This window comes from Mycobacterium sp. NPDC050853 (assembly GCF_040653875.1).
Lineage (GTDB): Bacteria > Actinomycetota > Actinomycetes > Mycobacteriales > Mycobacteriaceae > Mycobacterium.
On sequence record NZ_JBFAGW010000001.1, the window covers coordinates 100,927 to 125,482 of the forward strand.

Below are 24,556 nucleotides of genomic sequence, written 5' to 3' on the forward strand. Positions count from 1 at the left end.
GCGGGTGCCTTGATCGCGCCGTCATTCAGAAAGCGCAGCCGGCTAGATCGCCGCAGGTAGCGCTCCGCGAGCGGCCTCGTATGCCGCGCCCACTCGGTACAGACGATCGTCGGCAAGCGCAGGAGCCATGATCTGCAGACCCACCGGGAGCCCGTCATCAGCCGAAAGCCCGGAGGGCACCGACATCCCGCAGTGTCCGGCCAGGTTCAGCGGCAACGTACATAGGTCGAACTGGTACATGGCCAGCGGGTCATCGACCTTCTCCCCCAACCGGAATGCGGTTGTGGGGGTGGCCGGGGTGACCAGCACGTCCACCTGCTCATAGGCGCGGTCCAGATCGCGCTTGATCAGCGTGCGCACCTTCTGTGCCCGGCCGTAATAGGCGTCGTAGTACCCAGCGGAAAGCGCATAGGTGCCGATCATGATGCGCCGCTTAACCTCTGGACCAAATCCCGCGGCCCGGGTGAGCGCCATGACTTCGTCGGCGCTATGCGTTCCGTCATCCCCGACTCGCATGCCGTACCGCATGGCATCGAACCGCGCCAGATTGGAGGACACCTCCGACGGCAGGATCAGGTAGTAGGCCGGAAGAGCGAATTCGAAGTGGGGGCAGGACACCTCCACCACATCGGCACCAAGTGCGGTGAGCTGCTCGACGGCCGCGTTGAACGATGCCATCACACCCGGCTGATACCCGTCACCGCGCAACTGCGAGACCACGCCGACGCGAACGCCTTTGAGGTCACCGGTCGCACCGGCGCGAGCGGCAGCCACCACATCGGGCACCGGCTCGTCGACCGAGGTGGAGTCACGCGGATCATGTCCGGCGATCACCTGGTGCAGCAGTGCAGTGTCCAAAACCGTGCGCGCGCAGGGGCCACCCTGATCCAGCGAGGAAGCGCAGGCCACCAGACCGAAACGTGAGACCGTTCCGTAGGTGGGCTTTACGCCGACGGTCGCGGTGAGCGCCGCGGGCTGGCGGATCGAGCCACCGGTGTCGGTTCCGATGGCCAGGGGCGCCTGGAAGGCAGCCAGCGCGGCCGCGCTACCGCCGCCCGAGCCGCCGGGCACCCGCTCGATGTCCCATGGGTTGCGGGTGGGTCCGTACGCGGAGTTCTCGGTGGAGGAGCCCATCGCGAACTCGTCCATGTTCGTCTTGCCCAGGATCGGGATCCCGGCCTCGCGCAGCCGCGCGGTCACGGTCGCGTCGTAGGGCGGAACCCAGTTCTCGAGGATCTTCGACCCGCAGGTGGTCGGCATGTCCCGAGTGGTGAAGACATCCTTGAGCGCCAGCGGAACGCCGGCAAGCTGTGAAGGCACCGAGCCGGCCGCAATGGCATCGTCGACGTCCTTGGCGGCCACGAGAGCCTGCTCCCCCGCCACGTGCAGGAAGGCTCGGTAGGTGTCGTCGGTACTGGCGATCTGATCCAGATGCGCGCGCGTCACCTCAACCGATGACACCTCGCCCGAATGGATCAGTGCGGCCAGCGATGCCGCGTCCTGCCTGATGAGATCCGTCACTCTGCTTCTCCCAGGATCTGCGGTACCGCGAAACGTCCCTCGGCCACCCGCGGAGCCTGAGCGAGCGCCTCAGCAGGGGTGAGGCAATCGGCGATCACGTCAGGCCGTGTGACATTCACCGCATCCAGCGGCGAGCTCGTCGCCTCGACTTCGTCGAGCTCGTCGGTGGAAACCTCGCTGATCTGGCTGACGTGGCCCAAGATCGCGCCGAGCTGACCGGCGAGCCCATCAAGCTCGGCGTCGGTCAGCGCGAGCCGGGCCAACTTGGCCAGATGCGCCACTTCATCGCGGGAAATAGCTGTCACGGGTAGACAGCCTAGAGGGCGTCGCGCGGCAGTCTGTGCCACAGTGTTCGACGTGCCGTCTTATCTCCTGCGCATACAGCTCGATGACCGTCCCGGCAGTCTGGGGTCGGTCGCTGTCGCGCTCGGCACGGTGAACGCCGACATTCTGTCTCTCGACGTCGTCGAGCGCGGTCCGGGCTATGCCATCGACGATCTCGTCATCGACCTGCCACCCGGTGCGATGCCCGATTCGTTGATCACCGCCGCGGAGACGTTGAGCGGCGTTCGCGTGCACTCCATCCGCCCACACACGGGCCTGTTGGAGGCGCACCGCGAGCTGGAACTCATCGACAGGGTGGCCGCAGCCGCAGCATCCGCCCGCCTTACGGTGCTCGCCGAAGAAGCCCCCCACGTGCTGCGCGCGAATTGGTGCACCGTGGTGCGTCAGGACGGCACCGGCTTCATCCGAGTGGCCGGCAGCTCGGGGGCCCCGGAAACACAGGCCACCGCCGCCCCTTGGTTACCGCTCGAGCATCCGCAGGTTCTCGAGACCGCCGCCGAATGGGTACCGCAGCTGTGGAAGGACATGGACACCACGTTGGTCGCTGCGCCGCTGGGTTCAGGTGAAACCGCCGTGGTGCTGGGGCGTCCTGGCGGCCCCGAGTTCCGGCCCTCAGAAGTGGCCCGTCTCGGCTACCTGGCCGGGATCGTCGCGACCTTGTTGCGGTAGCGGCCAGCTCACAGGAACGGTACAGCGAATTCCCGGAATCGCCCGGCACACTCACTGGCGTGACTGATATCGACGCCTCCATGAGCCGAACTCGTGAACGGCTTATCTTCGCCGCCATTCTGCTGACCATCACCGTGGTGTACCTGTGGAACATCAGCCAGAACGGCTGGTCCAATTCCTTCTATGCGGCCGCCGTACAGTCCGGCAGCCAGAGCTGGAAGGCATGGTTCTTCGGCAGCTTCGATCCGCACAACTATGTGACGGTAGACAAGCCCGCTGGCGGTCTGTGGCTGATGGGCTTGTCCGCCAGGATCTTCGGCTTCTCCAGCGCCAGCATGCTCATCCCCGAGGCACTGCTCGCGGTCGCCAGCGCCGCCCTTATCCGCGCCGCGGTCAAACGCCTTGCCGGACCACAAGCGGGTCTGCTGGCCGCCGCGGTGTTCGCGTTGATCCCGGTCGTTTCGGTGATGTTCCGGCATTCAAATCCCGATGCCCCCATGGTCTTCGGCATGGTGATCGCCGCATACTTCACCACCCGCGCGCTCAATACCGAGCGGTCACGCGAAGCGGCAGGCTGGATGGCGCTGGCCGGTGCCGGTATCGGATTCGCATTCCTGTGCAAGACACTGGAGGCACTGCTAGTGGCGCCGGCTCTGCTGGTGGTCTACGTGCTGGCTGCCAAGTTCGGCTGGAAGGCCAAGTTGGCGCAGCTGCTGACTGCCGCCGTCGCCGTCGTCGTGTCGTCCGGTTGGTGGATGCTCGCGGTCGCCCTGACACCTGCCGCCAGTCGCCCATATGTCGACAACTCGACCGATAACAGCGAGTGGACACTGGCCGTCGGCTACAACGGCCTGGATCGCCTGCTGGGCAGCGATTCCGGTGGCGGCATGGGTGGCTACGGTGGCGGCCGTTCGGGACCGAGCTTCTCGGGGCAGCCTGGCCTATTCCGGATCTTTGAAGACGATCAAGCCTTCCACGTGGCCTGGCTCATCCCAGCGGCGCTCGTCGCGCTGATCCTCGGATTCGTCATCACCAGCCGCACCGCAGAAGTCGCCGACGCCACGGGTTGGCGGCGAATGGTCGCCGTGCTTGTCGCTCGGTATCGCGCCCTGATCGCCAATCCCGCTGGGGTGGCACTGATTCTGTGGGGTGGCTGGCTGGTCTCGACGTACGTGATCCTCGCCTACATGAAACAACAGTTCCATCCGTACTACACCTCGGCGATGGCGCCCGGTATCGCGGGCACGATAGCGGTCGGCGTAGTCGTGCTGTGGGAGAAGCGATCCGAAGCCATCGGGCGGTACGGACTCGCGGCCGTGACGCTTGCCGCCGTCATCATGGGGTGGGTATTGCTGAGGCGAGACCCCGCGTGGCTGCCCTGGCTGCGCTGGGTATTGCTTGTCGGCGGGATCGCGGCGGCGGTGGCGTTGACGCTTGGCGGGTTGCAGCGCTCCGCACGGTTGCGGGTTGGCATTGCCACACTGGCGCTTGCCGTTTCACTGGGCGGATCGATCGCGTTCACCATTGCGAACGTCACCACACCGAAGGTCGGCGGGCTGTCCACCTCGGGCCCGGTCGTGCCCGACGACGACAAGTTCGGAGGCCGGGCGCCGAAACCGCTAGACCCCAAGCTGGCGGCATTGATCAAGGATTCGGATGCCAGGTGGCCGGTGGCGACCACCAATACCCGCACCGCAGCGCCCATCCAGCTGGAGACCAACGCGCCGGTGATGGCGATCGGTGGATTCTCCGGACGCGACAACCCCATCACCCTGCAGCAGTTCATCGACTACACGCGGGACGGCACCGTTGAGTTCTACGCCGAATCCGTCAAGGACAAGGACAAGCAGAAAGAGCAGCCACAGAAAGACGACGACTCCAAGCGGGTGGCCGACGAGATCCAGAAATGGGTCGAGACGCACTACTCCTCAACGGATTACGGCGACTTGCGGGTCTTTGATCTGTCGGGGCCACCGAAACCCTAATTAGCGCCGAGCGTGAAGCGATGGCGGGATTCCGAGCGATTTCTCGCCATAGCTTCACGCTCGGCGTCAGACTTTGTCAGTGCTACGCCGGTGGTCCATCGGCCAGTAACGCACGGAAGCCGTCCTCATCGAGAATCGGCACACCGAGCTCAACGGCCTTGTCGTACTTGGATCCCGGTGCGTCTCCCACGACGACAAACGCCGTCTTCTTGGATACCGAGCTCACCGACTTGCCCCCGCGGGTGATGATGGCCTCCTTGGCCTCATCGCGCGAAAAGCCGGGCAGCGAACCGGTCACCACGATCGACAAACCTTCCAGATTGCGTGGTATCGACTCATCGCGTTCGTCGGCCATCCGAACGCCCGCTGCTCGCCATTTATCGACAATCGCACGATGCCAGTCGACGGTGAACCAATCGACCACGGCCGCGGCGATGGTGCCTCCGACTCCCTCGACAGCCGCCAGCTGTTCGACGGACGCCTCCTCGATGGCCTGTAGGTCGCCGAATTCGGTCGCCAGAGCGCGCGCGGCGGTCGGGCCGACATGCCGAATCGACAGCGCCACCAGCACCCGCCACAGCGGCTGCTGCTTGGCCTTGTCCAGGTTGTCCAGCAGCCGAGCTCCGTTGGCGGACAGCACACCATCCTTGGTTTTGAACAGATCGGTGCGCAGCAGAGAATCGGCGGTCAACGTGAACAGGTCACCCTCGTCTTCGATGACACCGGCCGAGAGCAGCGCGATCGCCGCCTCATATCCGAGCACCTCGATATCGAATGCTCCGCGCCCCGACACATGGAACACTCGCTCGCGCAGCTGCGCGGGGCAGCTCCGCGAGTTGGGGCACCGGATATCGGCGTCACCCTCCTTCTGGTGGGCAAGTGTGGTGCCACATTCGGGACATGTTGCGGGCATGACGAATTCGCGCTCTGATCCATCCCGCAGATCGGCAACCGGTCCCAGCACCTCGGGGATGACGTCCCCGGCCTTGCGGATCACCACGGTGTCACCGATGAGCACACCCTTACGTTTGACCTCGGATGCGTTGTGCAGGGTCGCCAGGGAAACTGTGGATCCGGCCACCTTGACCGGCGTCATGTATGCGAAGGGGGTGACTCTTCCGGTGCGGCCCACGCTCACCCGGATGTCGAGCAGTTCGGTCGTCGCCTCCTCGGGCGGATACTTGTACGCGATGGCCCAGCGGGGCGCGCGTGAGGTGCTGCCGAGACGACGCTGCAGCGCCACCTTGTCGACCTTGACGACAAGGCCGTCGATCTCGTGTTCCACATCGTGGCGATGCTCGGCCCAGTAGTCGACGCGTTCCTGCACCTCCGCGATGCCGCGCACCTTCGAGGTGTGGGTAGAGACAGGTAATCCCCACTCCCCCAATGCCAAATAGGCGTCGTGCAGGGTCTCGAACGTGAAGCCCGCCGCACTCTCCACACGACCGAGTCCATGGCAGATCATCCGCAGCCTTCGCTTGGCGGTGATCGCCGGGTTCTTCTGTCGCAGGGTGCCCGCCGCGCTGTTACGTGGGTTGGCAAAAGGTGGCTTACCCTCCTCCACCAACGAAGCATTCAGCACCTCGAAATCCTCCAACCGGAAGAACACCTCGCCACGGACCTCCAAGAGCCGCGGTATCGGGAATTGCGCTGACGCCGTGAGCTTTTCCGGCACATCCTCGATGGTCCTGGCGTTCAGGGTGACATCCTCGCCGCTACGACCGTCGCCGCGGGTAGCCCCACGCACCAGCACGCCGTTCTCGTAGACGAGCGCAAGCGCCGCCCCGTCGATCTTCAGCTCGCACAGGTATTCCGGTTCCGCACCGATCTCAGAACCGATATCGCCGCGTACCCGAGCGTCCCAGGCCGTCAGCTCCTCGGAACTGAATGCGTTGTCCAGGCTGAGCATTCGCTCCAAGTGGTCGACCGAGGTGAATTCGGTGACAAACCCCGCGCCGCCCACGAGCTGCGTCGGCGAATCCGGAGTGCGCAGCTCGGGGTACTGCTCCTCCAACGCCGTCAGCCGCTTCAGAAGCTCATCGAACTGACCATCGGAGACGATAGGGGCGTCCTTGACGTAGTAGCGGAACTGGTGACCGCGCACCTCTTCGGCCAGCTCACCCCATTGGCGCTGGATATCGGGATCCATACCGGCAGGCTAACGGACCCGGCCGACAGCCCAGGAACCCTAGGATGTGCCCATGGGCACACACCCCATCATGTTTACCGAGAGCGATCCGGGGCTGGCCGAGCTACGCGAGCTGGCGCTCGCCCTACCCGAGGCGGCCGAACAGATCTCCTGGGGTCGTCCCGTCTTTAAGGCAGGCACCGCCAAGGCCAGCAAGCTCTTCGCGATGTTCGGCGGGAACGCCAAGGGAACCACCAAGGGCGAGATGATCGCCTACCCCTACTCGGTGCTGCTCAAGGTGGATGATTCGGAGCGCCGCGCGCTTCTGCAGGACGAACGCTTCTACTACCCCGCCTATATGGGCCCCTTCGGCTGGCTCGGACTGGACTTCGGCGCCGCCGATGTGGACTGGGATGAGGTCGCCGAGCTGCTCGATGCCTCCTACCGATTGATCGCCACCAAACGACTGATCAAGCTGCTCGATCAGCCCGACTGACCTTTGACAAGCCCCTTATTCTGTACTTTGCCTACGACTAAGAGAGACGGGTTGGGACGCAAATTGCCTGTTGCTAACAGATTGTGCAGTGCCCTCGGTGCGGCCGCGCTGATCGCCGTTGCCTCGGCGCCCCCGGCTCTCGCCAATGGCCCCCTCGTCTTTCCCGGGATGGAGATCATTCAGGGAACCCAGAGCTGCACGCTCGGGTTCGTCGACCCCGATGCCCGGCTCGGTCTCACCGCCGGCCATTGCGCCATGGACACCGATGGCCCGGTGTACGACTCGACGGGCAACATCATCGGCGCCCTCGTCATCGCCGGCTCCAATCTGCGGGACGGCGATCGCATCGACAGTTCGAAGTACATGATCGATTACGAGGCCATCAAATTCCGCGATGACGTGGCGATCAACGACGTACTCCCCAATGGGATTCGACTTGAGCGCGGTAGCGGTATCCAGCCACACACCGGTCTGCCGGTATGCCGCAACGGCGTCACCACCGGCGAGTCCTGCGGCACCGTGACCACCATCAACAACGGCTGGTTCGAGATCGACGGGCTGCCCGCCGACCACGGCGACTCTGGCAGTGCCGTCTACTCGATCACCTCCCCCGGGCATGGCGCCATCGTCGGAATCGCCCGCGGTACCACCCGGGATGTGGAGACCGGCCTGGTGCAGACCACGGCGATTTCCTGGTCGACCGTCATCGACCAACTCCGAGAAGACCTCGAAAAATCGCCCGACGCAACCCCACCACCTGGGAATCCACCGGCCCCGGAGACCCTTCCCACACCACAAGACGCCTGATTCGCATAGGCTCGCACCGGAGAGTCGTGCCGCGTGCTCTCCTAACGCTGGTCGGGGCTCAGTCGACGGTAAACGTGGCAGACAGAGAGCTACGGCGTGACCAGTGTCGGCGGCAGCGGTCGACGTACCGTCCGGTGGAGACGATCAGCGGCAGGGGTCTCGGCCCTTGCCTGGCTGTCCGGTCTCGGCCTTGTGAACCCGACTGCGGCACATGCCGACCCGCTGATCTACCCGGGCATGGAGATCATCCAGCGCCCACCCGGTAAGGAATCGCTGAGCTGCACGCTCGGTTTCGTGGATCCCGCAGCGCGCGTCGGTGTCACCGCGGGTCACTGTGGCGGCAATGGACCGGTGTTCACCAGCGACGGGGCCCGCATCGGGCAGCTCGCCGTCGCCCAGTCCAATATCAAGCCCGAGGGGCCACTGTCCCGCGACGACTACCGAATCGACTACGAGGGCATCGCCTTCGACGAGGGTGTGCCGATCAACAACGTTTTGCCCAACGGACTGCGACTCGGAGTCGATCCGGCAGTCGTCCCCCGGGACGGCCTCCCGGTGTGCCGGGTGGGAATCACCACAGGTGAGGCGTGCGGCTCGATCGACGGAATCGGCAACGGCTGGTTCCTGGTGGACGGCCTTCCCGCCGACCACGGAGACTCCGGTAGTGCCGTGTACACCGTCACCTCGCCCGGCAACGCCGCCATCGTCGGCATCGTCAGCGCTCGCTTCACCGCCAACCAGACCCATCGAGAGTCCACCGTGGCACTGTCCTGGCCAACGGTCCAGCAGCAGATCCGAAACGATATCGCGGCCGCGGGACGACCCGAGGTCGCCAGCCCGGTAGCCGCCAATCCCCAGGCGCCGGCAATGGTTCTTCCTCCGGCGCCCTCCGATGACCGACCCTCCGGTCCCGCGAGAATGGTTGTCCCCTAACCCTCATGCGCCCGTTTTTGTGGATAACGACCATCGCGGCCGTGCTCTTAGTGCTTCCTGCGGCGAATCCTGCACCCGCACATGCCGACCCGCCGCTTGTGTACCCGGGCATGCTCATCTACCAGGGCGCCCTCAGCTGCACGCTTGGCTACGTCGACCCTGGGCTGCACGTGGCCATCACCGCAGGGCACTGCTTCGACGGTGACGGCGTGGTCCGTAACGGAGACGGCGCCGCGGTAGGACACAAGATCCTGGCGCACGACAACCGTCCCCCCGAGGGCCCGGTGTACGAGGACGAGTACACCATCGACTACGAGGCCATCTCGATCGATGAAGGATTGCCTCTCAACGACATCCTGGCGAATGGTCAACGGCTCGAACGCGATGACACGGTTACTCCCGCTGTCGGAATGCCGATCTGCCGCACCGGCTTCACCACGGGTGATGCGTGCGGATCGGTGACACGACTTGGCAACGGCTGGTTCAGATTCAACGGCCCAGTGATCGCCAAGGGTGATTCCGGAGGCCCCGTGTACACGCATGTCGGCGACCGCACAGTGCTCGTCGGCATCATTCGAGGTTTCATGACGAGTCAATCCGGCGATGATGTGCAGTCCTGGGCGATGTCGTGGCCGTCGGTAATCAAACAGCTCCGCGAGGACCGCAGGGGTCTGCTCCCCGCCTGAGTCTTCCAATTTTAGGCCCGTAGGCTCAAGCCCCATGAGCGACTGGAAGGCCTTCACCGTCGAGACCACTGGGCACATTGCCCAGGTCACCCTCATCGGCCCCGGTAAGGGCAATGCGATGGGACCCGACTTCTGGCGGGAACTACCGCTGATCTTCACCGAGCTCGACGCCGACCCTGAGGTGCGAGCGATCGTCCTCGCGGCCGCTGGGCCGCATTTCAGCTACGGGTTGGACCTGCCTGCCATGGCGGGCACCTTCATGCCACTGATGGCCGACAAGGCACTGGCCAAGCCGCGCACCGACTTCCTCCACGAGGTGCGCAGGCTGCAGGCCTCGGTGACCGCCGTCGCCGAGTGCCGCAAGCCGGTGATCGCCGCGGTGCAAGGCTGGTGCATCGGCGGCGGTGTCGACCTCATCGCGGCCGTTGATATCCGGTATGCCAGCTCCGACGCGAAGTTCAGCGTGCGTGAAGCCAAGGTGGCGATCGTCGCCGATATCGGCTCGCTGCACCGCCTTCCACCGATCATCGGCGAGGGCCACCTGCGTGAACTAGCGCTTACCGGCAAGGACATCGACGCCGCCCGAGCCGAGAAGATCGGGCTCGTCAACGACGTATTCGACACCGCGGAGGCAACCCTGGCGGCCGCGCATGCCACTGCCGCCGAGATCGCGACCAATCCCCCGCTGGTGGTGCAGGGCGTCAAGGACGTGCTGGGACGCGAGCGTGAGAATGTCGTCGCCGACGGCCTGAAGTACGTCTCGGCCTGGAACGCCGCGTTCCTCCCGTCGGAGGACCTGCAGGAAGCCATCGGCGCGGTGTTCGAGAAGCGAGCACCCGAGTTCAAGGGACGCTAGGTCTGCCGGTAACGGCCCCAGTGCACGGCTTCCTCCAACGGGCGCCCACTGCGCCAGCCGAACCGCTCTAGATCGGGCCGCTCGGCGAACTCGCGTACCGGTCCGACACATAACCAGGCGATCGGCCGGATATGCGTCGGCGCGTTGATTAATTCGGCCAGGAACTGCTCCTCGTAAAAGGACACCCAGCCGACGCCGATCCCCTCGGTGACCGCGGCGAGCCACAGGTTCTGGATCGCAAGCACCGCAGAGAACAAACCCGCATCGGCAACGGTGTGCCGGCCCAGGATATGCGGGCCGCCACGTCCGTGGTCGTAGGTAACCACCACGCCGGTGCCGCTCTCCTGGATTCCTTCTATCTTGATGGGGTCAAAGGTGTTTCGTCGTTCCTCCGGAAGACTGTCGGCGAATCGTTCGCGCTGCGCGGAGACATGTGCCGCGAAGGCCTCCAGGGCCTCCGGCTCGCGCACCACCACGAAATCCCATGGCTGACTGTTCCCGACGCTGGGCGCGCGATGCGCCGCCTGCAGCAGCTTCATCAACGTCTCATCGTCGACGACCTGTCCGGTGAACTCCGCGCGCACGTCCCGGCGCGTGGCGATGGCCTGATAGACGTCCATCACAGCGCATCCGGGTCGGCATCGATGAGATCACTGACCTTGCGCGTCAATTCAGTTGCCGTGCGCGCCCATTGGAGATCCGCACCTGCGAGCCCACATCCCGTACTGATGCCGATCCGATCGCGCAGCACCGCACGCCCGAAGCCCAGTTTGTCGGCAAGCCCAGCGGTACTGACGGCCAGCACATCGGCCGATATCGGCACGGACGGCGCAACGGAGGGAATCACGCCGAGTACCGCCGCCTTACCCGTGTCCAGGACCGAGGCCAGACCATCGAGAGCCTGCGCATCGGTCAGGCATGCGGCGTCCACCGCGATCCCACGAATATTGGCCCCTCGCAACAGTTCCCAGGGAGGATCGGCAGCACAACAATGGACCAGCAGTTCGCCACCCACCGCCTCAGCGCACTGGTCCAACAGCGAGGTCGCGGTGGGCACGTCGACCGGGTGCACCGGCGAGAACATGCTGGTCCCGGACAACCTGCCCTCCAGTGCGGCGGGCAGCGACGGTTCATCAAGCTGCACCACCACGGGAACACCGAGCCGACGAGACAGCCTTGCTTGATGCTGAGCCAATCCCTCAGCCAGCGACGCCGCCAGGTCCCGCACCGCGCCGGAATCGGTGATCGCACGATGGCCGTTGGGTAGCTCCAGCTGCGCCGCAAGCGTTATCGGCCCGGGTCCCTGTACCTTCACCGCGCGATCGGTGCCGCGATGCCCGCCGCGCTCCCATTCCTCTTCGAGCGCATCCATGTCCTCTTCCAGGAATCCGCGCGCCCGCCGGACCACCGCGCCGGGGCGGGCGGTCGTCCGGTATCCGGTGGGTGCCAGATCGACGGCGATATCGACCAGCAGCGCGGCGGCCCGGCCGATCAGATCGGCACCCACCCCTCGCGCCGGCAGCTCCACGATATGGGCCAGCGGAAGCTCGGCGGCCACGATCTCGGTCACGGCACGCACCTCTAGGCCCGGCCAGGACCCGACACCCGTTCCGTTCGCCCACACATTCACGCTTAGAACCTATGCGATGAGCTCCTCGATCGGCCCCTTGGCGAAGTAGACCACGAACAATGCCGCCACCACATACAGCAGCGGATGGACCGACCGGAACCTGCTCCCCTTCTCTGCCGAGGCCACCGCAAGCACTACCCAGCTGATGAACCCCACACCGATGCCGTTGGCGATCGAGTAGGTGAAAGGCATGGTGACCACGGTCAGGAAGCTGGGCAGCGCATAGTCGAACCGGGTGAGGTCGATGCTGCGGAGCTGACCGATCATCATGGCGCCCACCACCACCAGGGCCGGTGCGGCGGCCTCCAGCGGCACTACCGAATACAGCGGGGTGAAGAACATGGCCGCCAGGAACAGCAGACCGGTGATCACGTTGGCCAGCCCGGTGCGGGCACCCTCGGCGATCCCCGACGCCGACTCGACGAAGACGGTGTTGGAGGACGAGGAAGAGACACCGCCGACTACGGCGCCCACCCCTTCGACGGTCAGCGCACGTCCGATTCCCGGCAGGGTGCCGTGTGCGTCGGCCAGACCGGCCTCCTTACCCAGGCCGGTCATGGTGCCCATCGCGTCGAAGAAGTTCGACAGCACCAACGCGAACACCAGTACCGTCGCCGACAGCACCCCCACCCGGGTGAAGGCGCCGAACAGGTCCACCTGACCGAGCAGGTTCAGATCCGGTATTCCTCCCGCGGAGGACGGCCAGTCCGGGACGGTGAGGTTCCATCCCTTGCCATCGGTGGGCTGCGCACCGCGTTCGGTCAAGGCCTGCGCGATCATCGACACCACGGTCATCGCCACGATGCCGATCAGCAGTCCGCCGCGAACCTTGCGCACCACCAGGATTCCCATCAGCAGTACGCCGGCGGCGAAGATCAGGGTGGGAACGGTGGCCACTGAATTGTCGATGCCCAAACCCACCGGCACAGTGGTGTTCGCGGCGTCGGGGATCCGCCGTACAAAACCCGCGTCGACGAAGCCGATGAATGCGATGAAGCACCCGATCCCCGCGGCGATCGCCGCCTTCAGCTCGTCGGGAATGGCATGGAACACCGCGGTCCGAAACCCCGAGATGCCCAGCGCCACAATGATCAGACCGTCGACGATCACCAACCCCATTGCCTCGGGCCAGCTCATCTGAGATGCGAACGACACCGCGAGCAGACTGTTGATGCCCAGCCCCGCAGCGAGAGCGAACGGATAGTTCGCGATCAGTCCGAACAGGATCGACATCACCCCGGCAGCCAGGGCGGTGACCGCCGCGACCTGACCCACCGGCAGCACATTGCCCAATACGTCAGCGTTATGCGCGCGTCCCGGCTCCCCGCCGATGATGAGCGGATTCAGCACCACGATGTAGGCCATCGCGAAGAAGGTGACGATCCCGCCGCGGACTTCCCGCCCGATTGTCGACTGCCGCTCGGAGATCCGAAAGATCCGGTCCAGGGGGCCTGAGCGCGCGGATGAGCCGCTCGCGCGAAGACCATCAGCCATAGCCGTTGAACGTACAGGTCTTGGTTACCGGGCGCCCGCCGAAACCACCAGGGGTAAGGGACTTTCCACACCAGATAGAGGACCTTCGTCACTAGAAGCGCGTGCAGCCACCCGGTCAGATATAAGTGTCACTTTCAGACACAGATAACTAACCCCGAGGACCGCATTCATGCCGCAGAAGGAATTTACCGACCGCGAGCTCTTACACGAGCTCGAGCCCGTGGTCGAAGCGAACATCCATCGCCACCTCGGCGTGTTCAAGGACTGGAACCCGCACGACTTCATTCCGTGGTCCGATGGCAAGAACTACAAGGCACTCGGCGGGCAGGACTGGTACCCGGAGCAGTGCAAACTCTCCGAGGTGGCCAAGGTCGCCATGATCACCAATCTGCTCACCGAGGACAACCTGCCCTCATATCACCGCGAGATCGCCATGAACTTCACCATGGACGGACCGTGGGGCACCTGGGTAAACCGCTGGACCGCCGAGGAAAATCGCCACAGCATCGCCATCCGCGACTACCTCGTCGTCACCCGCGCGGTCGACCCGGTGGAGCTCGAGAAGCTCCGCATCGAGCAGATGACCCGCGGCTTCTCCCCCGGCCAGAACCGGCAGGGCGGCGACCACATGTTCGCCGAGAGCCTGTTCGACTCGGTGGTGTACGTGTCTTTCCAGGAGCTGGCCACCCGCGTCTCGCACCGCAACACCGGCAAGGCCTGCAATGAGCCCATCGCCGACGAGCTCCTCAAACACATCTCCAACGACGAGAACCTGCACATGATCTTCTACCGCAACATGGTGGACGCCGGTCTTCAGATCGCGCCGAATCAGGCCGTGAAGTCCATCCACCACGTGCTCGACAACTTCACGATGCCCGGCTACACCATCCCCGGATTCCGCCGCAATGCCGTCACCATCGCCACCGGCGGCATCTACGACCCGCAATCGCACCTCGCCGAAGTCGTGATGCCGGTACTGCGCAAGTGGCGCATCTTCGAACGCACCGACATCACCGGTGAGGGCGAGTGGTACCGCGAAGACCTCGAGCGCATCATCGGTGACCTCCAGCAGACCTCCCAGGATTTCGAAGAGGTCAAGGCCAAGTACTTAGAGCGTCAGGCCAAGCGCGCCGAGCGCAATGCCGCCAAGGCCGACAAGGCGGCGACCACGATCGCCTGACGCTCAGCTCCGACACCTCCGTAACGGCGACGTGGGCGGACGGCGATATGCCGTTCAGTACCATTGATCAGGCCATCTGCCGGCCAGCGGGGAGAAGAGGACTACATGCGCGCCTTCAGGACGCTCGGGGCGGTGATCGGCCTAGCCGCGGTGATCGCGGCCACGGTGACCGGCCCTTCGGTCGCCTCGGCCGAACCCGCAGCCGGTGCCCAGCTGGTCACGATCGGGGATTCGTTCATGGCCGCGGGTTCGACGGCTGCTGGCATCACCGGTCCCGTCGGGGCCGCGTGCAACCAGGCGACGGACAATGTTGCACACCTGGTGGCCTCCTCGTTCCCGCAGATGACGTTCGCCGATTACTCCTGCGTGGGCGCACTCTCCACCGACGTCTACACACCATCCACACGCGGCCCGCAGAACACGGGACTGTCCCCCGCCACCAAGGTGGCGGTCGTGTCCATCGGCGGAAACGACGCCGGCTTCGAGCAGATCGCCACCGACTGCCTGTTCGCGCTCACCTGCCCGCCGGAGAAGAAGGCGCAATTCAGTACCAACGTGTCATCGGTCGGGCCGAAATTGACCGGCGCGTACGCGGCGATACGCCAAGCGGCACCGAACGCCCGCGTGTTCACCGTCGGCTATCTACCGATCCTGCCCGCGAACGCCAGCGGGTGTCTCGTCGGGTTGATCAACAGCCAAGAAACAATCACATTTCTCAACGGTCTGCAGCGCCAGCTGAACAGCACCATCATCGCCGAATCCGGGAAGGCGGGGTTCACCCCGATCATCCCCGAGACGGGCAGCGACCACAGCGTCTGCGCGCCCGACTATCAGCGATATGTATCGATGACGGGTAGCGGCGCCGGTGATGAGGGAATTCCGATGCACCCCACCGCACCCGGACGCCAATACGTCGCCGAACGCGTCGCAATCGCCATGCGTTCCGCGGGCGTCTAGGGTCTCTAGCCGCGCGTAATGATGGCGCTGCCGAGCACCTCGTCGCCCTCGGCGTCCGGCCGGTACAGCACCACCGTCTGCCCGGCGGCGACACCGCGCAGGGACGTACGTAGTCGGATGTGAATCCGGTCGGCCGCAGGGTCAACCACCGCGTCGACCACCGATCCGTGTGCGCGGACCTGAACCTGGCATTCGATGGGTCCGGCCGGGATCCGACCAGATGTCCATACCACCGGCTCTCCGCCGAGCTCCCACACCTCAAGGTCCTCAACGGTTCCCACTCGTACGGTGGCCGTCTCGGCGTCGATCGACGTGACGTATCGGGGACGGCCGTCCGCGGCGGGACCGACCAGCCCTAACCCCTTGCGCTGGCCGATGGTGAATTCGTGCACCCCGGCATGGGTGGCCAGCACACTGCCGTCTGCGTCCACCACATTCCCGCGACGTACGCCGATGCGCGCGCCGAGGAAAGCCTGGGTGTCACCGGAGGGGATGAAGCAGATGTCGTGGCTGTCGGGCTTGTTCGCAACGAGCAGACCGCGCTCCTGCGCCTCGGCCCGGATATCGCCCTTGGGGCTGTCTCCCACCGGGAACAGAGCGCGGCTCAACTGATCTGCTGTCAGCACCCCGAGCACATAGGACTGGTCCTTGTCGTCGTCAACCGCGCGGCGCAGTCTGCCCTCTTGCAGTCGCGCGTAGTGGCCGGTGGCCACCGCATCGAAGCCCAGGGCGATGGCACGGTCGGCCAGCGCCGAGAACTTGATCTTCTCGTTGCACTTCACACACGGATTCGGGGTGCGACCCTCGGCGTATGCCTCGACGAAGTCGTCGATGACATCTTCCTTGAATCGATCGGCGAAATCCCATACATAGAAAGGGATTTCGAGCATATCGGCGACGCGGCGCGCATCGGCGGCGTCCTCCTTGGAGCAGCATCCCCGGGATCCTGTGCGCAGGGTTCCGGGTGCGGCCGACAAAGCCAGGTGCACGCCGACCACATCGTGCCCGGCGTCCACCATGCGTGCGGCTGCCACCGAGGAATCCACTCCCCCACTCATGGCGACAAGCACTCTCATGATCGGCCCCCGGCGCTGGCGAGCGCGGCGGCCCGCGCACGGGGAACGGCAGCATGCAGGGCCTCGACCGCACGCTCCACATCCGAGGAAGCAGAGGTGTGACCGAAGGTGAATCGCAGCGATCCGCGCGCGACTTCGGGGTCGATACCCATTTCGATGAGCACATGGGAGGGCCGCGCGACCCCTGCCGTGCACGCCGAACCAGTTGAGCACTCAATGCCGTTGGCGTCCAACAACATCAACAGGGAGTCACCCTCGCAACCGGCGAAGGTGAAGTGCGCGTTTCCGGGCAATCGGCCACAGCCTGCCGCGCCGTTGAGAGTGGAACCCGCAATCTGGGCCAGCACCTGATCGATCAACTCGTCGCGCAGCCTCGTCAGCTCGGCGGCACGCTCGGGCAGTTCCGCGACAGCCTCGACGAGTGCAGTCGACATCGCCACGATGGCCGCGGTGTCGGGCGTGCCGGAACGGATATCGCGTTCGTGGCCACCGCCGTGCAGCAGTGGGACACACGCGGTTTCGCGCCGCAGCAGCAACGCACCGACGCCCATGGGGCCGCCGAACTTGTGCGCGGCCACGCTCATCGCCGAGAGCCCACTGACGGCGAAACCGATATCGAGTTGGCCAACCGCGCCGATGGCATCGCTGTGCATGGGAATCTCGAACTCAGCCGCTATGGAAGCCAACTCGCAGATCGGATTGACGGTGCCGACCTCGTTGTTGGCCCACATCACCGTGATGAGCGCCACGTCGTCATGCTCGGCCAGCACCGCGCGCAGTGCCGCAGGCGTGACGGTGCCGTCGTCGTCCACCGGCAGCCACGTCACCTCGGCCCCCTCGTGGTCCGCGAGCCATCGCACGGCATCGAGCACCGCATGGTGCTCGACGGCGCTGGCAATGACGCGGGTACGGCGCGCATCGGCGTCGCGACGCGCCCAATAGATGCCTTTGATGGCGAGGTTGTCGCTCTCGGTGCCACCGGCGGTGAAGATCACCTCCGACGGTCGGGCGCCCAGGGCCGCAGCGATCGACTCGCGCGATTCCTCCACCCGACGCCGCGCATCGCGCCCCGACCCGTGCAAGGAGGCGGCGTTACCGGTCTGCGCCATGGTGGCAGCCATCGCCCCGATGGCCGTGGGGCGCATCGGGGTGGTGGCGGCGTGGTCCAGGTAAACCGATCGGGACATAGCGCATCCAGGATAGCTGTCAGCATTCGCGGCCAGATCCAGCGGAGACTCGATACCCCCGTCACCAGGCCCAGCGTCTCAGGCTGCGACGGTTTCCGGGTGCTCCGGATGGCTGTGGAACTGCGGGGCGCGGTCACCGGCCCGGACGGCGGCCTCGCAGCGGCTGGCCAGATCGCGGCGACTCTCGCCGGGCAATTGCAGCCCCGCGACCTGGATATGCGCCACGGTCATCCGCGTGGCGGTGAGCCGCCGGATCGACGCCATCAGGGTGTCCTGGCCGATATACGCCGGAACGGTGGACAGCTCGCCGTTGAGGTCGTGGTAGGTCAGCCGCAGCGGCTGTACCGGCCGCTGGGCATCGATGGCGGCTTGGAACATCGCGGGGCGGAATGACCCATACGCGCGGCCACACCAGGTGGTGCCCTCCGGGAAGGCCACCACCGTCTGGCCGGCTTCCAGCCGGGAGGCAACGGTGTCCACCACCCGCGGCAGCGTGCGCAGATTCCCGCGCTCGATGGGAATGACCCGCATCATGCGCGCGATGACACCCAAACCGGGCCAATCAATGAGATCCGCCCGGGCGACGAATGAACCCGGTAGTACGGCACCGATGGCGAAAACGTCGACCCAGGACACGTGACCCGCCACCACCAGGGAACCGCGGATATCGCGAATCGGCCCGCCGGAGACGGAGATCCGTACCCCGAGGCAGCGCAGCATCAACCGGCAGTAGCCACGCTGCCAGCGCACCCGGCCCGGAAGCGGTATCCCCAGCAGCGGTGCAAGCGTCAACATCGTGATCGCCATGGCCATCCGAGTCGTCGTACGGAGGGTTCGCGTCACCCGTCCGGGCTCGTCGATGGGGTTGGCCCGCATACAGCTGTCATCGCAGGTTGCCTTCGGCAACCAGGCGTGAGCGTATTCCGGCGCCATCGTCATTCCTGGCCCGAAACCGCTTCGGCCGCCGCCCCGACGGACCTCAACCGTTTGAGGTAGCGCACATCTGCCTGGTCCTTGCTCAGCAGCGCCATGAAATCGGCAACACCGAAATCCGGGTCATGTGCCGGTTCTCCGAGAATCTTCGCGCCCAGCCGCAGATATCCCCGCATCAGGGCGGGCACCTGCACCTTGGCCGGCGGCGCGATGTCGTCGAGCCCCATCCCGTCAACGACCACCGGGTGGTAGGGCCGCACCGTGTACTCCGGCTGGGCCGCATGCCGTTTCATGACGAAGTCACGGACCGCGCGCACCTGGCTACCCGGAGCGTTCTCGGGGCTGTCCTGCATGGGCACCGACACGCAACCGGTGACGTACTGGTAGTCGCAGCGATCGAGGTAGGCCAGGATTCCCGCCCACATCAGCAGCACCACCGCGCCGTTGCGGTGGTCGTTGCGCACTACCGCGCGACCCATTTCCACCAGCTGAGGACGTAACGAATCTAGTCCGCTGATATCGAATTCCGTTGCGCTGTAAAGCCCTCCGGCAGCGATGGCACCCGGCGGCGGAAGCATCCGGTAGCAGCCCACTACGTCACCCGAGGTATCCTCGCGTACCAGCAGGTGATCGCAGTGCTCGTCGAAACGGTCGGCGTCGCGTCCCTCGAACGCTGCCGGAGTGCTGGCGAGCTGGAATCCCGGCTCGCTGCTGAACACGTCGTATCGAAGCCGTTGTACGGCATCGATATCGGCGGGGTCGTTCGACAGCAGCAGGGTGTATTGAGGACCGAGCGGCGATTCCCCGTTCTTCCCGGTAGCCACTGGCATTGACTGATCTGCGGCGATGAGAACTGAAGCGGTGCTCATGACTGCGAGATTCGCCCAGTTATGCGGCGGAACGGCATCGGAAGCGTGTCGTGTCCATGCACGATCCGTTAATTGCGGCGTTCAAGACGCCAAATACACGCTTGCGGAAGGGAATCCCTAAGGCAAACACAGAGCTAACGGTTGCTCTGCGGGCATGGTCACGCCTTCACGCGCTGGTCCGCACGCTGCCGAAGCTCATCCTCGTCGACCAGCACCAACATCGGCGTACCCGGTGTACACATCATGGTGACTACGAAGCGCAGCACCGCATCGGCGGGGTGCCCGCACTGCCGGGCGGCCACCCGATCTCTGCCGTCATCACATGTGCGTCGGCGGGGATCACCGGCGGTGTCACGGTCTGCAACACCGTCAGCCCGCTCATCGGGTCGCCGTTCTCGATCATCGGCTAGCCATCCAGTCGGCGAACCGCGTCTCGGTAAGCACACCGTCATCGCCGGTGACCAAGCTGTCGTCGTCCACGGGTGTCCCAAAGTAGGTTGCGCTGGGGTCCACCACGACCTGCTTGTCGTCACCACTGGCGGCCAGCACGGTCCGCGCCATGTCGACGAACGAAAACTTCTCGGGCCCACCGATATTGATGATCCCGTCGCGGGGCGCGGCCTCGGCGGCCCGGGCCACCTGTGCGGACACGTCATCGACGGCGATCAGCTGGATCCTGGCGTCCGGTACCCGCACCTCATCGCCCACAACGAGTGTGTCGGTGATGGACTGGGCGAATTCCTGAAACTGGGTGGCGCGCACGATCGTGTACGGCAACCCGGATTCGGTAATGATGTTCTCCTGCGCCACTTTCGCCCGCATGTATCCGCTCTCCGGAAGACCGTCAGCCCCCACAATGGAGAGCGCGACATAGTGACCGACGCCGGTCTCCCTCGCCGCGTCAACAAGATTGCGCGCCGAGGCGGTGAAGAAGTCCATCACCGCTCCGTCTTCGAACGACGGAGAATTGACAACGTCAATAACCACATTCGATCCGGTGAGCGCGTCCACCAATCCCTCGCCGGTCAACACATTTGCGCCAGAGGACAACGACGCCGCGACGACTTCGTGGCCATCGGCGGTCAGCAGCGCCACCACCCGAGACCCGATCTGGCCGGTAGCACCGACAACTGTGATTTTCATTGTGCGATTACCTTTCTCGTTACCCAAGTAACGGTCGCAGATCTGCGTTCGATTCGAACCCTGGAAAGCCCGTAGTCGTTCTACGGTAGGACGGCTCGGTAAAGTCGTGCCCTATTAGTCAGATTCGGCGGAGCACGTGATCAACAGCTATCCGGGATCGCGTTTGTGCGGTCGAACTCAAGAGTGCGCGTCACTGGACCGTCTGGTCATGGCCGCGCGCTCGGGGCCCAGTCAGGTCCTAGTGCTGCGCGGCGAAGCGGGCATTGGCAAGACGGCACTATTGCGGTACGTGCTTGCGCAGGCGCAGGGGTTTCAGATCGCCCGGACGGCCGGCGTCGAATCGGAGATGGAACTCGCGTTCGCCGGCTTACAACAGTTCTGTGCGCCGTTGTCGATCCACGTCGAGGCATTGCCCGACCCACAACGCAAGGCACTCGACACCGCATTTGGGGTCAGCAGCGGACCTGCACCCGACCGCTTTCTGATCGGACTGGCGGTGCTGAGCCTGTTGGCGGCGGCCGCCGAACACCAACCCATGCTGTGCGTGATCGACGACGCTCAATGGCTCGACCGGGCCTCATTGCAGACGCTGGCCTTCGTCACACGGCGCTTGGCAAATGAACCGGTCGCCATGCTCTTCGCGGTGCGCGACGGTACCGACGACCAGCTCACCGGGCTGCCGGAACTCACGGTAAGCGGGCTGCGGGCCGCCGACGCCGGCACACTGCTGGACGCCGCGATTCCGGGTCTCCTCGATGACCGGGTTCGCGACCGCATCGTGGCCGAGACGCATGGCAATCCGCTGGCCCTGCTGGAACTCCCCAGGGATCTGACCACCGAGGAGCTCGCCGGTGGTTTTGGGTGGCCCGACTCCGGTCGCCTGAGCGGTCAGATCGAACAGGCATTCCTTCGACGGGTTCAGCAGCTACCGGCCCGGACACAGACATTGCTTCTCACCGCGGCAACCGACCCGCTTGGCGATGCGGCGCTGTTGACGCGCGCATCCGAACGACTCGGAATCTCGATGGATGCGGTCGCACCAGCCGAGGCCGCCGATCTGATCCAGTTGGGTACCCGGGTCCGCTTTCGTCATCCGCTGGTGCGGTCGGCAATCTATCGAAGCGCAAACCCATTGGAACGCAGAAGAATTCACGGTGCACTGGCGGAGGCGACGGATCCGGCGACAGATCCTGATCGTCGGGCGTGGCATCGCGCTCATGCTGCCGCGGGCACCGATGAGGCGATCGCAACCGAACTGGAGCGGTCAGCCGACCGCGCCAAGGCCAGGGGCGGCATCTCGGCGGCGGCGGCCTTTTTGCAGCGGGCAACGGAGCTCACCTCGGATCCGGAAGTACGCGGGTCGCGGGCACTGGCCGCGGCCCAGTCCAAACACGATATGGCGGCCTTCGACGCTGCCCGTGAGCTGCTCGCCATCGCGGATATGGCTCCGCTGGATCCGCCGGCGCGGGCAAGGGCGACACGGCTGCGCGCGAAGATCACGTTCGCGGAAAGCCGTGTCGGCACGTATGGCTCCACGACGGTGTCCGACGCCGCGATCGGCCTGCTGGACGCCGCCAAGGGCTTGGAGAACCTGGACGACGACCTGGCCCGCGAGACCTATCTGGACGCGGTGGGGGCTGCTATGTACGGTGGCCGGCTCTGCCCACGCGGCGGCGCGGTCGAGGTGGCCGAGCCGGCGCGCATGGCGCCCGCAGGGACACAACCCCCGCGGCCGACCGATCTCTTGCTCGACGGTCTGGCGATGCGAATCACCCACGGTCCGGCCGCAAGCGCGCAGATACTGTGTGACGCGCTCGCCCTGATCCGCCGTGAGGCCGACAGCGCTGAGAACACGAGCTGGATATGGCAGGCGTTTCCCATCGCGCTCGAATCCGCCACTCATGAGGTGTGGGACGACGATACGTGGCATCACCTCGCGACCCGCGCGGTGCAAATCGCCCGTGATGTCGGCGCGCTGTCGGTTCTCCCCGCGGCTCTCATCTATCGCGCGGGTGTCCATGTGCATGCCGGTGAGCTTGACGCGGCGGCCGAGCTGGTCCAGGAGGCCGATGCCATCTCGGCCGCGACAGGCCATGCACCGATCAGGTACCACTCGTTGATCTTGGCGGCGTGGCGCGGTGCGGAGGCGATACCACTGATCGATGCCGCCATGCGTGACGGAGCGGCGCGGGGTGAGGGCAGACTTCTCGGTGCGATGGGGTATGCGGCGGGCGTGCTCAACAACGGCCTCGGCCGCTACGAGCTTGCCTTCCTCGCGGCGCGAAGGGCTTGCGAGCACGAGGATCTCGGGTTGTTCAGCTGGTGCCTTACCGAACTGATCGAGGCGGCGGTGCGCTGCGGCGAGCGTGACACGGCGGCGAAGGCGCTTGACCAACTGGAAGAGCGGGCGCTGGCGGGCGAATCCGATTGGGCACATGGCATGGTGGCACGCTCCCGGGCGCTGCTCGCCGCCGACGACGATGCGGAGGCCTGGTACCGCGAGGCGATCGAACGGCTCACGAAGACAAGGATTTCCGTCCACCTCGCGCGTGCGCATCTCATCTACGGAGAATGGCTACGCCGCTGTCATCGGCGCGCGGATGCCCGCGTGGCGCTCAAGGCGGCCCACGAAAGTTTCGTCCATATGGGCGCCGAAGCCTTTGCCGAGCGTGCGGAGCGTGAGCTACGCGCGACGGGCGCAAAGGTTCGGAAACGTTCTGCCAGTTCGGAAGACGCGTTAACGGCCCAGGAGGCGCAGATTGCCCGGATGGCCGGTCAAGGTCTGACCAATCAGGAGATCGCCGCCCAGTTGTTCATCAGCTCGCACACCGTCGAATGGCACCTGCGGAAGGTTTTCGCCAAGCGCGGCATCACGTCACGCAGGCAGCTGCGCAACAGGAACTAGGCCGGGACTCGCAGACGTAGTTCGTTCGCGATCTTCCGCAGGGTGTCCTCGGTTTCGGGCGGACCGGTGATCATGGCCACCGCCAGGGTGTCGCGAGTCCCCCCGGAAGCAGATGCGAAGGCACATGTCATCGCGATGCGGACCACCCGTGTGCCGTTTCCGAGGGTGCCCGTCACCCGGGCATAAGACGTGACATCGTCGATGGGCTTCCAGAATTGGGCGTTGATCGGAAGTTTCGCGCGCACTTTGTCCTGCGCGGGCTGCCCACATCCGTCGGCACATCGGTCGGTCCCGATCCAGCCGGCCGCACCACCCTTGTTGACTTCGTCCATGCAGGTGATCCGTTTATCCAGCGGTTTGTTCTCGGTGTGCATACACCCCCACCCCGCCGGCAGGTTGAAATCGAACGGTACGTACGTGGGCATCGAGATGGGTTGGAGCTTGTCTCCCGGCCCGTAGGTCGGGCCACCAAGAGGCCCTTGGGACCCATTGGGAAGCGGGATCACCGACGGCGTCCCCCTCGGAGGCGCCGTCGTCCGGTCGGTCGTCCGAACGGACTCTCCTGGTGGCAGCACGGCCATGCCCACGATGGTCCGGTGAGATCCGACGATGACAACAGCCAGCACAAGCCCCACCACGAGAGCGCCCATAAACGCCGAAAGGACTATCCAGGGCACTCGACGCGGTGGTCGAGGCTCTGGATAGTCCTCAGGCGTTGGATAGCCCTCAGGCATCCACTGTGTCATCCCCCGGGCT

At 65.3% G+C, this 24,556-nt stretch carries 22 protein-coding genes and 1 pseudogene; 10 read left to right on the forward strand and 13 right to left on the reverse strand.

Going from position 1 to position 24,556, the window contains the following annotated elements:
- Positions 1 to 42: 42 nt before the first annotated feature.
- Both gatA and gatC read right to left on the reverse strand, forming a co-directional pair.
- Complete coding sequence (gene gatA / locus AB0H22_RS00510) at positions 43 to 1,521, reverse strand: Asp-tRNA(Asn)/Glu-tRNA(Gln) amidotransferase subunit GatA (RefSeq protein ID WP_358144063.1); 1,479 nt, start codon at positions 1,519 to 1,521, stop codon at positions 43 to 45.
- Positions 1,518 to 1,826, reverse strand: a complete 309-nt coding sequence (gene gatC, locus AB0H22_RS00515; RefSeq protein WP_180748229.1) for an Asp-tRNA(Asn)/Glu-tRNA(Gln) amidotransferase subunit GatC — start codon at positions 1,824 to 1,826, stop codon at positions 1,518 to 1,520. The genes gatA and gatC overlap by 4 nt, the downstream gene beginning before the upstream one ends.
- Positions 1,827 to 1,878: 52 nt before the next feature.
- Between gatC and AB0H22_RS00520 the strand changes: the two genes are divergently transcribed.
- Positions 1,879 to 2,535, forward strand: coding sequence for an amino acid-binding protein (locus AB0H22_RS00520; protein WP_180748230.1), 657 nt, complete (start codon positions 1,879 to 1,881; stop codon positions 2,533 to 2,535).
- 80 nt (positions 2,536 to 2,615) lie between these two features.
- Positions 2,616 to 4,520 carry a glycosyltransferase family 39 protein gene (locus tag AB0H22_RS00525; protein ID WP_358145965.1) on the forward strand — a complete coding sequence of 635 codons (1,905 nt, stop codon included), beginning with the start codon at positions 2,616 to 2,618 and terminating at the stop codon, positions 4,518 to 4,520.
- Positions 4,521 to 4,602: 82 nt separating this feature from the next.
- Here AB0H22_RS00525 and ligA read toward each other — a convergent pair whose 3' ends face one another.
- The gene (gene ligA, locus AB0H22_RS00530; RefSeq protein ID WP_358144066.1) at positions 4,603 to 6,669 is read right to left on the reverse strand and encodes an NAD-dependent DNA ligase LigA; all 2,067 of its coding nucleotides are present in this window, start codon (positions 6,667 to 6,669) and stop codon (positions 4,603 to 4,605) included.
- 52 nt (positions 6,670 to 6,721) lie between these two features.
- On the opposite strand from ligA, the gene AB0H22_RS00535 reads away from it, so the two are divergent.
- The 5 genes from AB0H22_RS00535 (at position 6,722) to AB0H22_RS00555 (ending at position 10,426) form a co-directional block, all read left to right on the forward strand.
- Positions 6,722 to 7,144 (forward strand): MmcQ/YjbR family DNA-binding protein, encoded by a 423-nt coding sequence (locus AB0H22_RS00535; protein ID WP_358144069.1) that lies wholly within the window; start codon positions 6,722 to 6,724, stop codon positions 7,142 to 7,144.
- A 63-nt stretch (positions 7,145 to 7,207) separates the two neighbouring features.
- The gene (locus tag AB0H22_RS00540) at positions 7,208 to 7,951 is read left to right on the forward strand and encodes a hypothetical protein (RefSeq protein ID WP_180748233.1); all 744 of its coding nucleotides are present in this window, start codon (positions 7,208 to 7,210) and stop codon (positions 7,949 to 7,951) included.
- A gap of 96 nt (positions 7,952 to 8,047) precedes the next feature.
- A complete protein-coding gene (locus tag AB0H22_RS00545; protein WP_180748234.1) occupies positions 8,048 to 8,884 on the forward strand; it encodes a hypothetical protein in 837 nt (278 codons plus the stop codon).
- 5 nt (positions 8,885 to 8,889) lie between these two features.
- Entirely contained in the window at positions 8,890 to 9,570 is a 681-nt protein-coding gene (locus AB0H22_RS00550; RefSeq protein WP_180748235.1) for a hypothetical protein, read from the forward strand.
- A gap of 34 nt (positions 9,571 to 9,604) precedes the next feature.
- Positions 9,605 to 10,426, forward strand: coding sequence for a crotonase/enoyl-CoA hydratase family protein (locus AB0H22_RS00555; protein ID WP_358144071.1), 822 nt, complete (start codon positions 9,605 to 9,607; stop codon positions 10,424 to 10,426).
- On the opposite strand, the gene bluB is transcribed toward AB0H22_RS00555, so the two are convergent.
- Genes bluB through AB0H22_RS00570 form a run of 3 tightly spaced genes read right to left on the reverse strand, consistent with a single transcriptional unit; the run spans position 10,423 to position 13,550 of the window.
- Entirely contained in the window at positions 10,423 to 11,046 is a 624-nt protein-coding gene (gene bluB, locus AB0H22_RS00560; RefSeq protein WP_358144074.1) for a 5,6-dimethylbenzimidazole synthase, read from the reverse strand. The two genes, AB0H22_RS00555 and bluB, sit on opposite strands and share 4 nt — an antisense overlap.
- Complete coding sequence (locus AB0H22_RS00565) at positions 11,046 to 12,050, reverse strand: methionine synthase (protein WP_180749661.1); 1,005 nt, start codon at positions 12,048 to 12,050, stop codon at positions 11,046 to 11,048. Before AB0H22_RS00565 ends, bluB begins: the two co-directional genes overlap by 1 nt.
- A 15-nt stretch (positions 12,051 to 12,065) precedes the next feature.
- Positions 12,066 to 13,550 carry an NCS2 family permease gene (locus tag AB0H22_RS00570; protein WP_358144076.1) on the reverse strand — a complete coding sequence of 495 codons (1,485 nt, stop codon included), beginning with the start codon at positions 13,548 to 13,550 and terminating at the stop codon, positions 12,066 to 12,068.
- Between the two features lie 169 nt (positions 13,551 to 13,719).
- Between AB0H22_RS00570 and AB0H22_RS00575 the strand changes: the two genes are divergently transcribed.
- The gene (locus tag AB0H22_RS00575) at positions 13,720 to 14,730 is read left to right on the forward strand and encodes an acyl-ACP desaturase (protein ID WP_358144079.1); all 1,011 of its coding nucleotides are present in this window, start codon (positions 13,720 to 13,722) and stop codon (positions 14,728 to 14,730) included.
- Positions 14,731 to 14,835: 105 nt separating this feature from the next.
- Positions 14,836 to 15,687, forward strand: a complete 852-nt coding sequence (locus AB0H22_RS00580) for an SGNH/GDSL hydrolase family protein (protein ID WP_358144081.1) — start codon at positions 14,836 to 14,838, stop codon at positions 15,685 to 15,687.
- A 5-nt stretch (positions 15,688 to 15,692) separates the two neighbouring features.
- Here AB0H22_RS00580 and mnmA read toward each other — a convergent pair whose 3' ends face one another.
- The 6 genes and pseudogenes from mnmA to AB0H22_RS00610 all read right to left on the reverse strand — a co-directional run bounded on the left by mnmA (position 15,693) and on the right by AB0H22_RS00610 (position 20,895).
- Positions 15,693 to 16,763, reverse strand: a complete 1,071-nt coding sequence (gene mnmA, locus AB0H22_RS00585) for a tRNA 2-thiouridine(34) synthase MnmA (RefSeq protein ID WP_180748242.1) — start codon at positions 16,761 to 16,763, stop codon at positions 15,693 to 15,695.
- Positions 16,760 to 17,950: a cysteine desulfurase family protein gene (locus tag AB0H22_RS00590; protein WP_180748243.1), complete on the reverse strand. Its 1,191-nt coding sequence runs from the start codon at positions 17,948 to 17,950 to the stop codon at positions 16,760 to 16,762. Before AB0H22_RS00590 ends, mnmA begins: the two co-directional genes overlap by 4 nt.
- 78 nt (positions 17,951 to 18,028) lie before the next feature.
- The gene (locus AB0H22_RS00595; RefSeq protein WP_180748244.1) at positions 18,029 to 18,883 is read right to left on the reverse strand and encodes a lysophospholipid acyltransferase family protein; all 855 of its coding nucleotides are present in this window, start codon (positions 18,881 to 18,883) and stop codon (positions 18,029 to 18,031) included.
- 2 nt (positions 18,884 to 18,885) lie between these two features.
- Positions 18,886 to 19,752, reverse strand: coding sequence for a GNAT family N-acyltransferase (locus AB0H22_RS00600; RefSeq protein ID WP_180748245.1), 867 nt, complete (start codon positions 19,750 to 19,752; stop codon positions 18,886 to 18,888).
- 158 nt (positions 19,753 to 19,910) lie between these two features.
- Positions 19,911 to 20,155, reverse strand: a pseudogene (locus AB0H22_RS00605) (hypothetical protein).
- Positions 20,152 to 20,895, reverse strand: coding sequence for an SDR family oxidoreductase (locus tag AB0H22_RS00610; protein WP_358144085.1), 744 nt, complete (start codon positions 20,893 to 20,895; stop codon positions 20,152 to 20,154). Before AB0H22_RS00610 ends, AB0H22_RS00605 begins: the two are co-directional and overlap by 4 nt.
- 163 nt (positions 20,896 to 21,058) lie before the next feature.
- Here AB0H22_RS00610 and AB0H22_RS00615 point away from each other — a divergent pair, with 163 nt between their 5' ends.
- Positions 21,059 to 23,800: an AAA family ATPase gene (locus AB0H22_RS00615; protein WP_358144087.1), complete on the forward strand. Its 2,742-nt coding sequence runs from the start codon at positions 21,059 to 21,061 to the stop codon at positions 23,798 to 23,800.
- Here AB0H22_RS00615 and AB0H22_RS00620 read toward each other — a convergent pair.
- Entirely contained in the window at positions 23,797 to 24,546 is a 750-nt protein-coding gene (locus AB0H22_RS00620; RefSeq protein ID WP_180748248.1) for a hypothetical protein, read from the reverse strand. The genes AB0H22_RS00615 and AB0H22_RS00620 overlap by 4 nt on opposite strands.
- Positions 24,547 to 24,556: the final 10 nt, after the last annotated feature.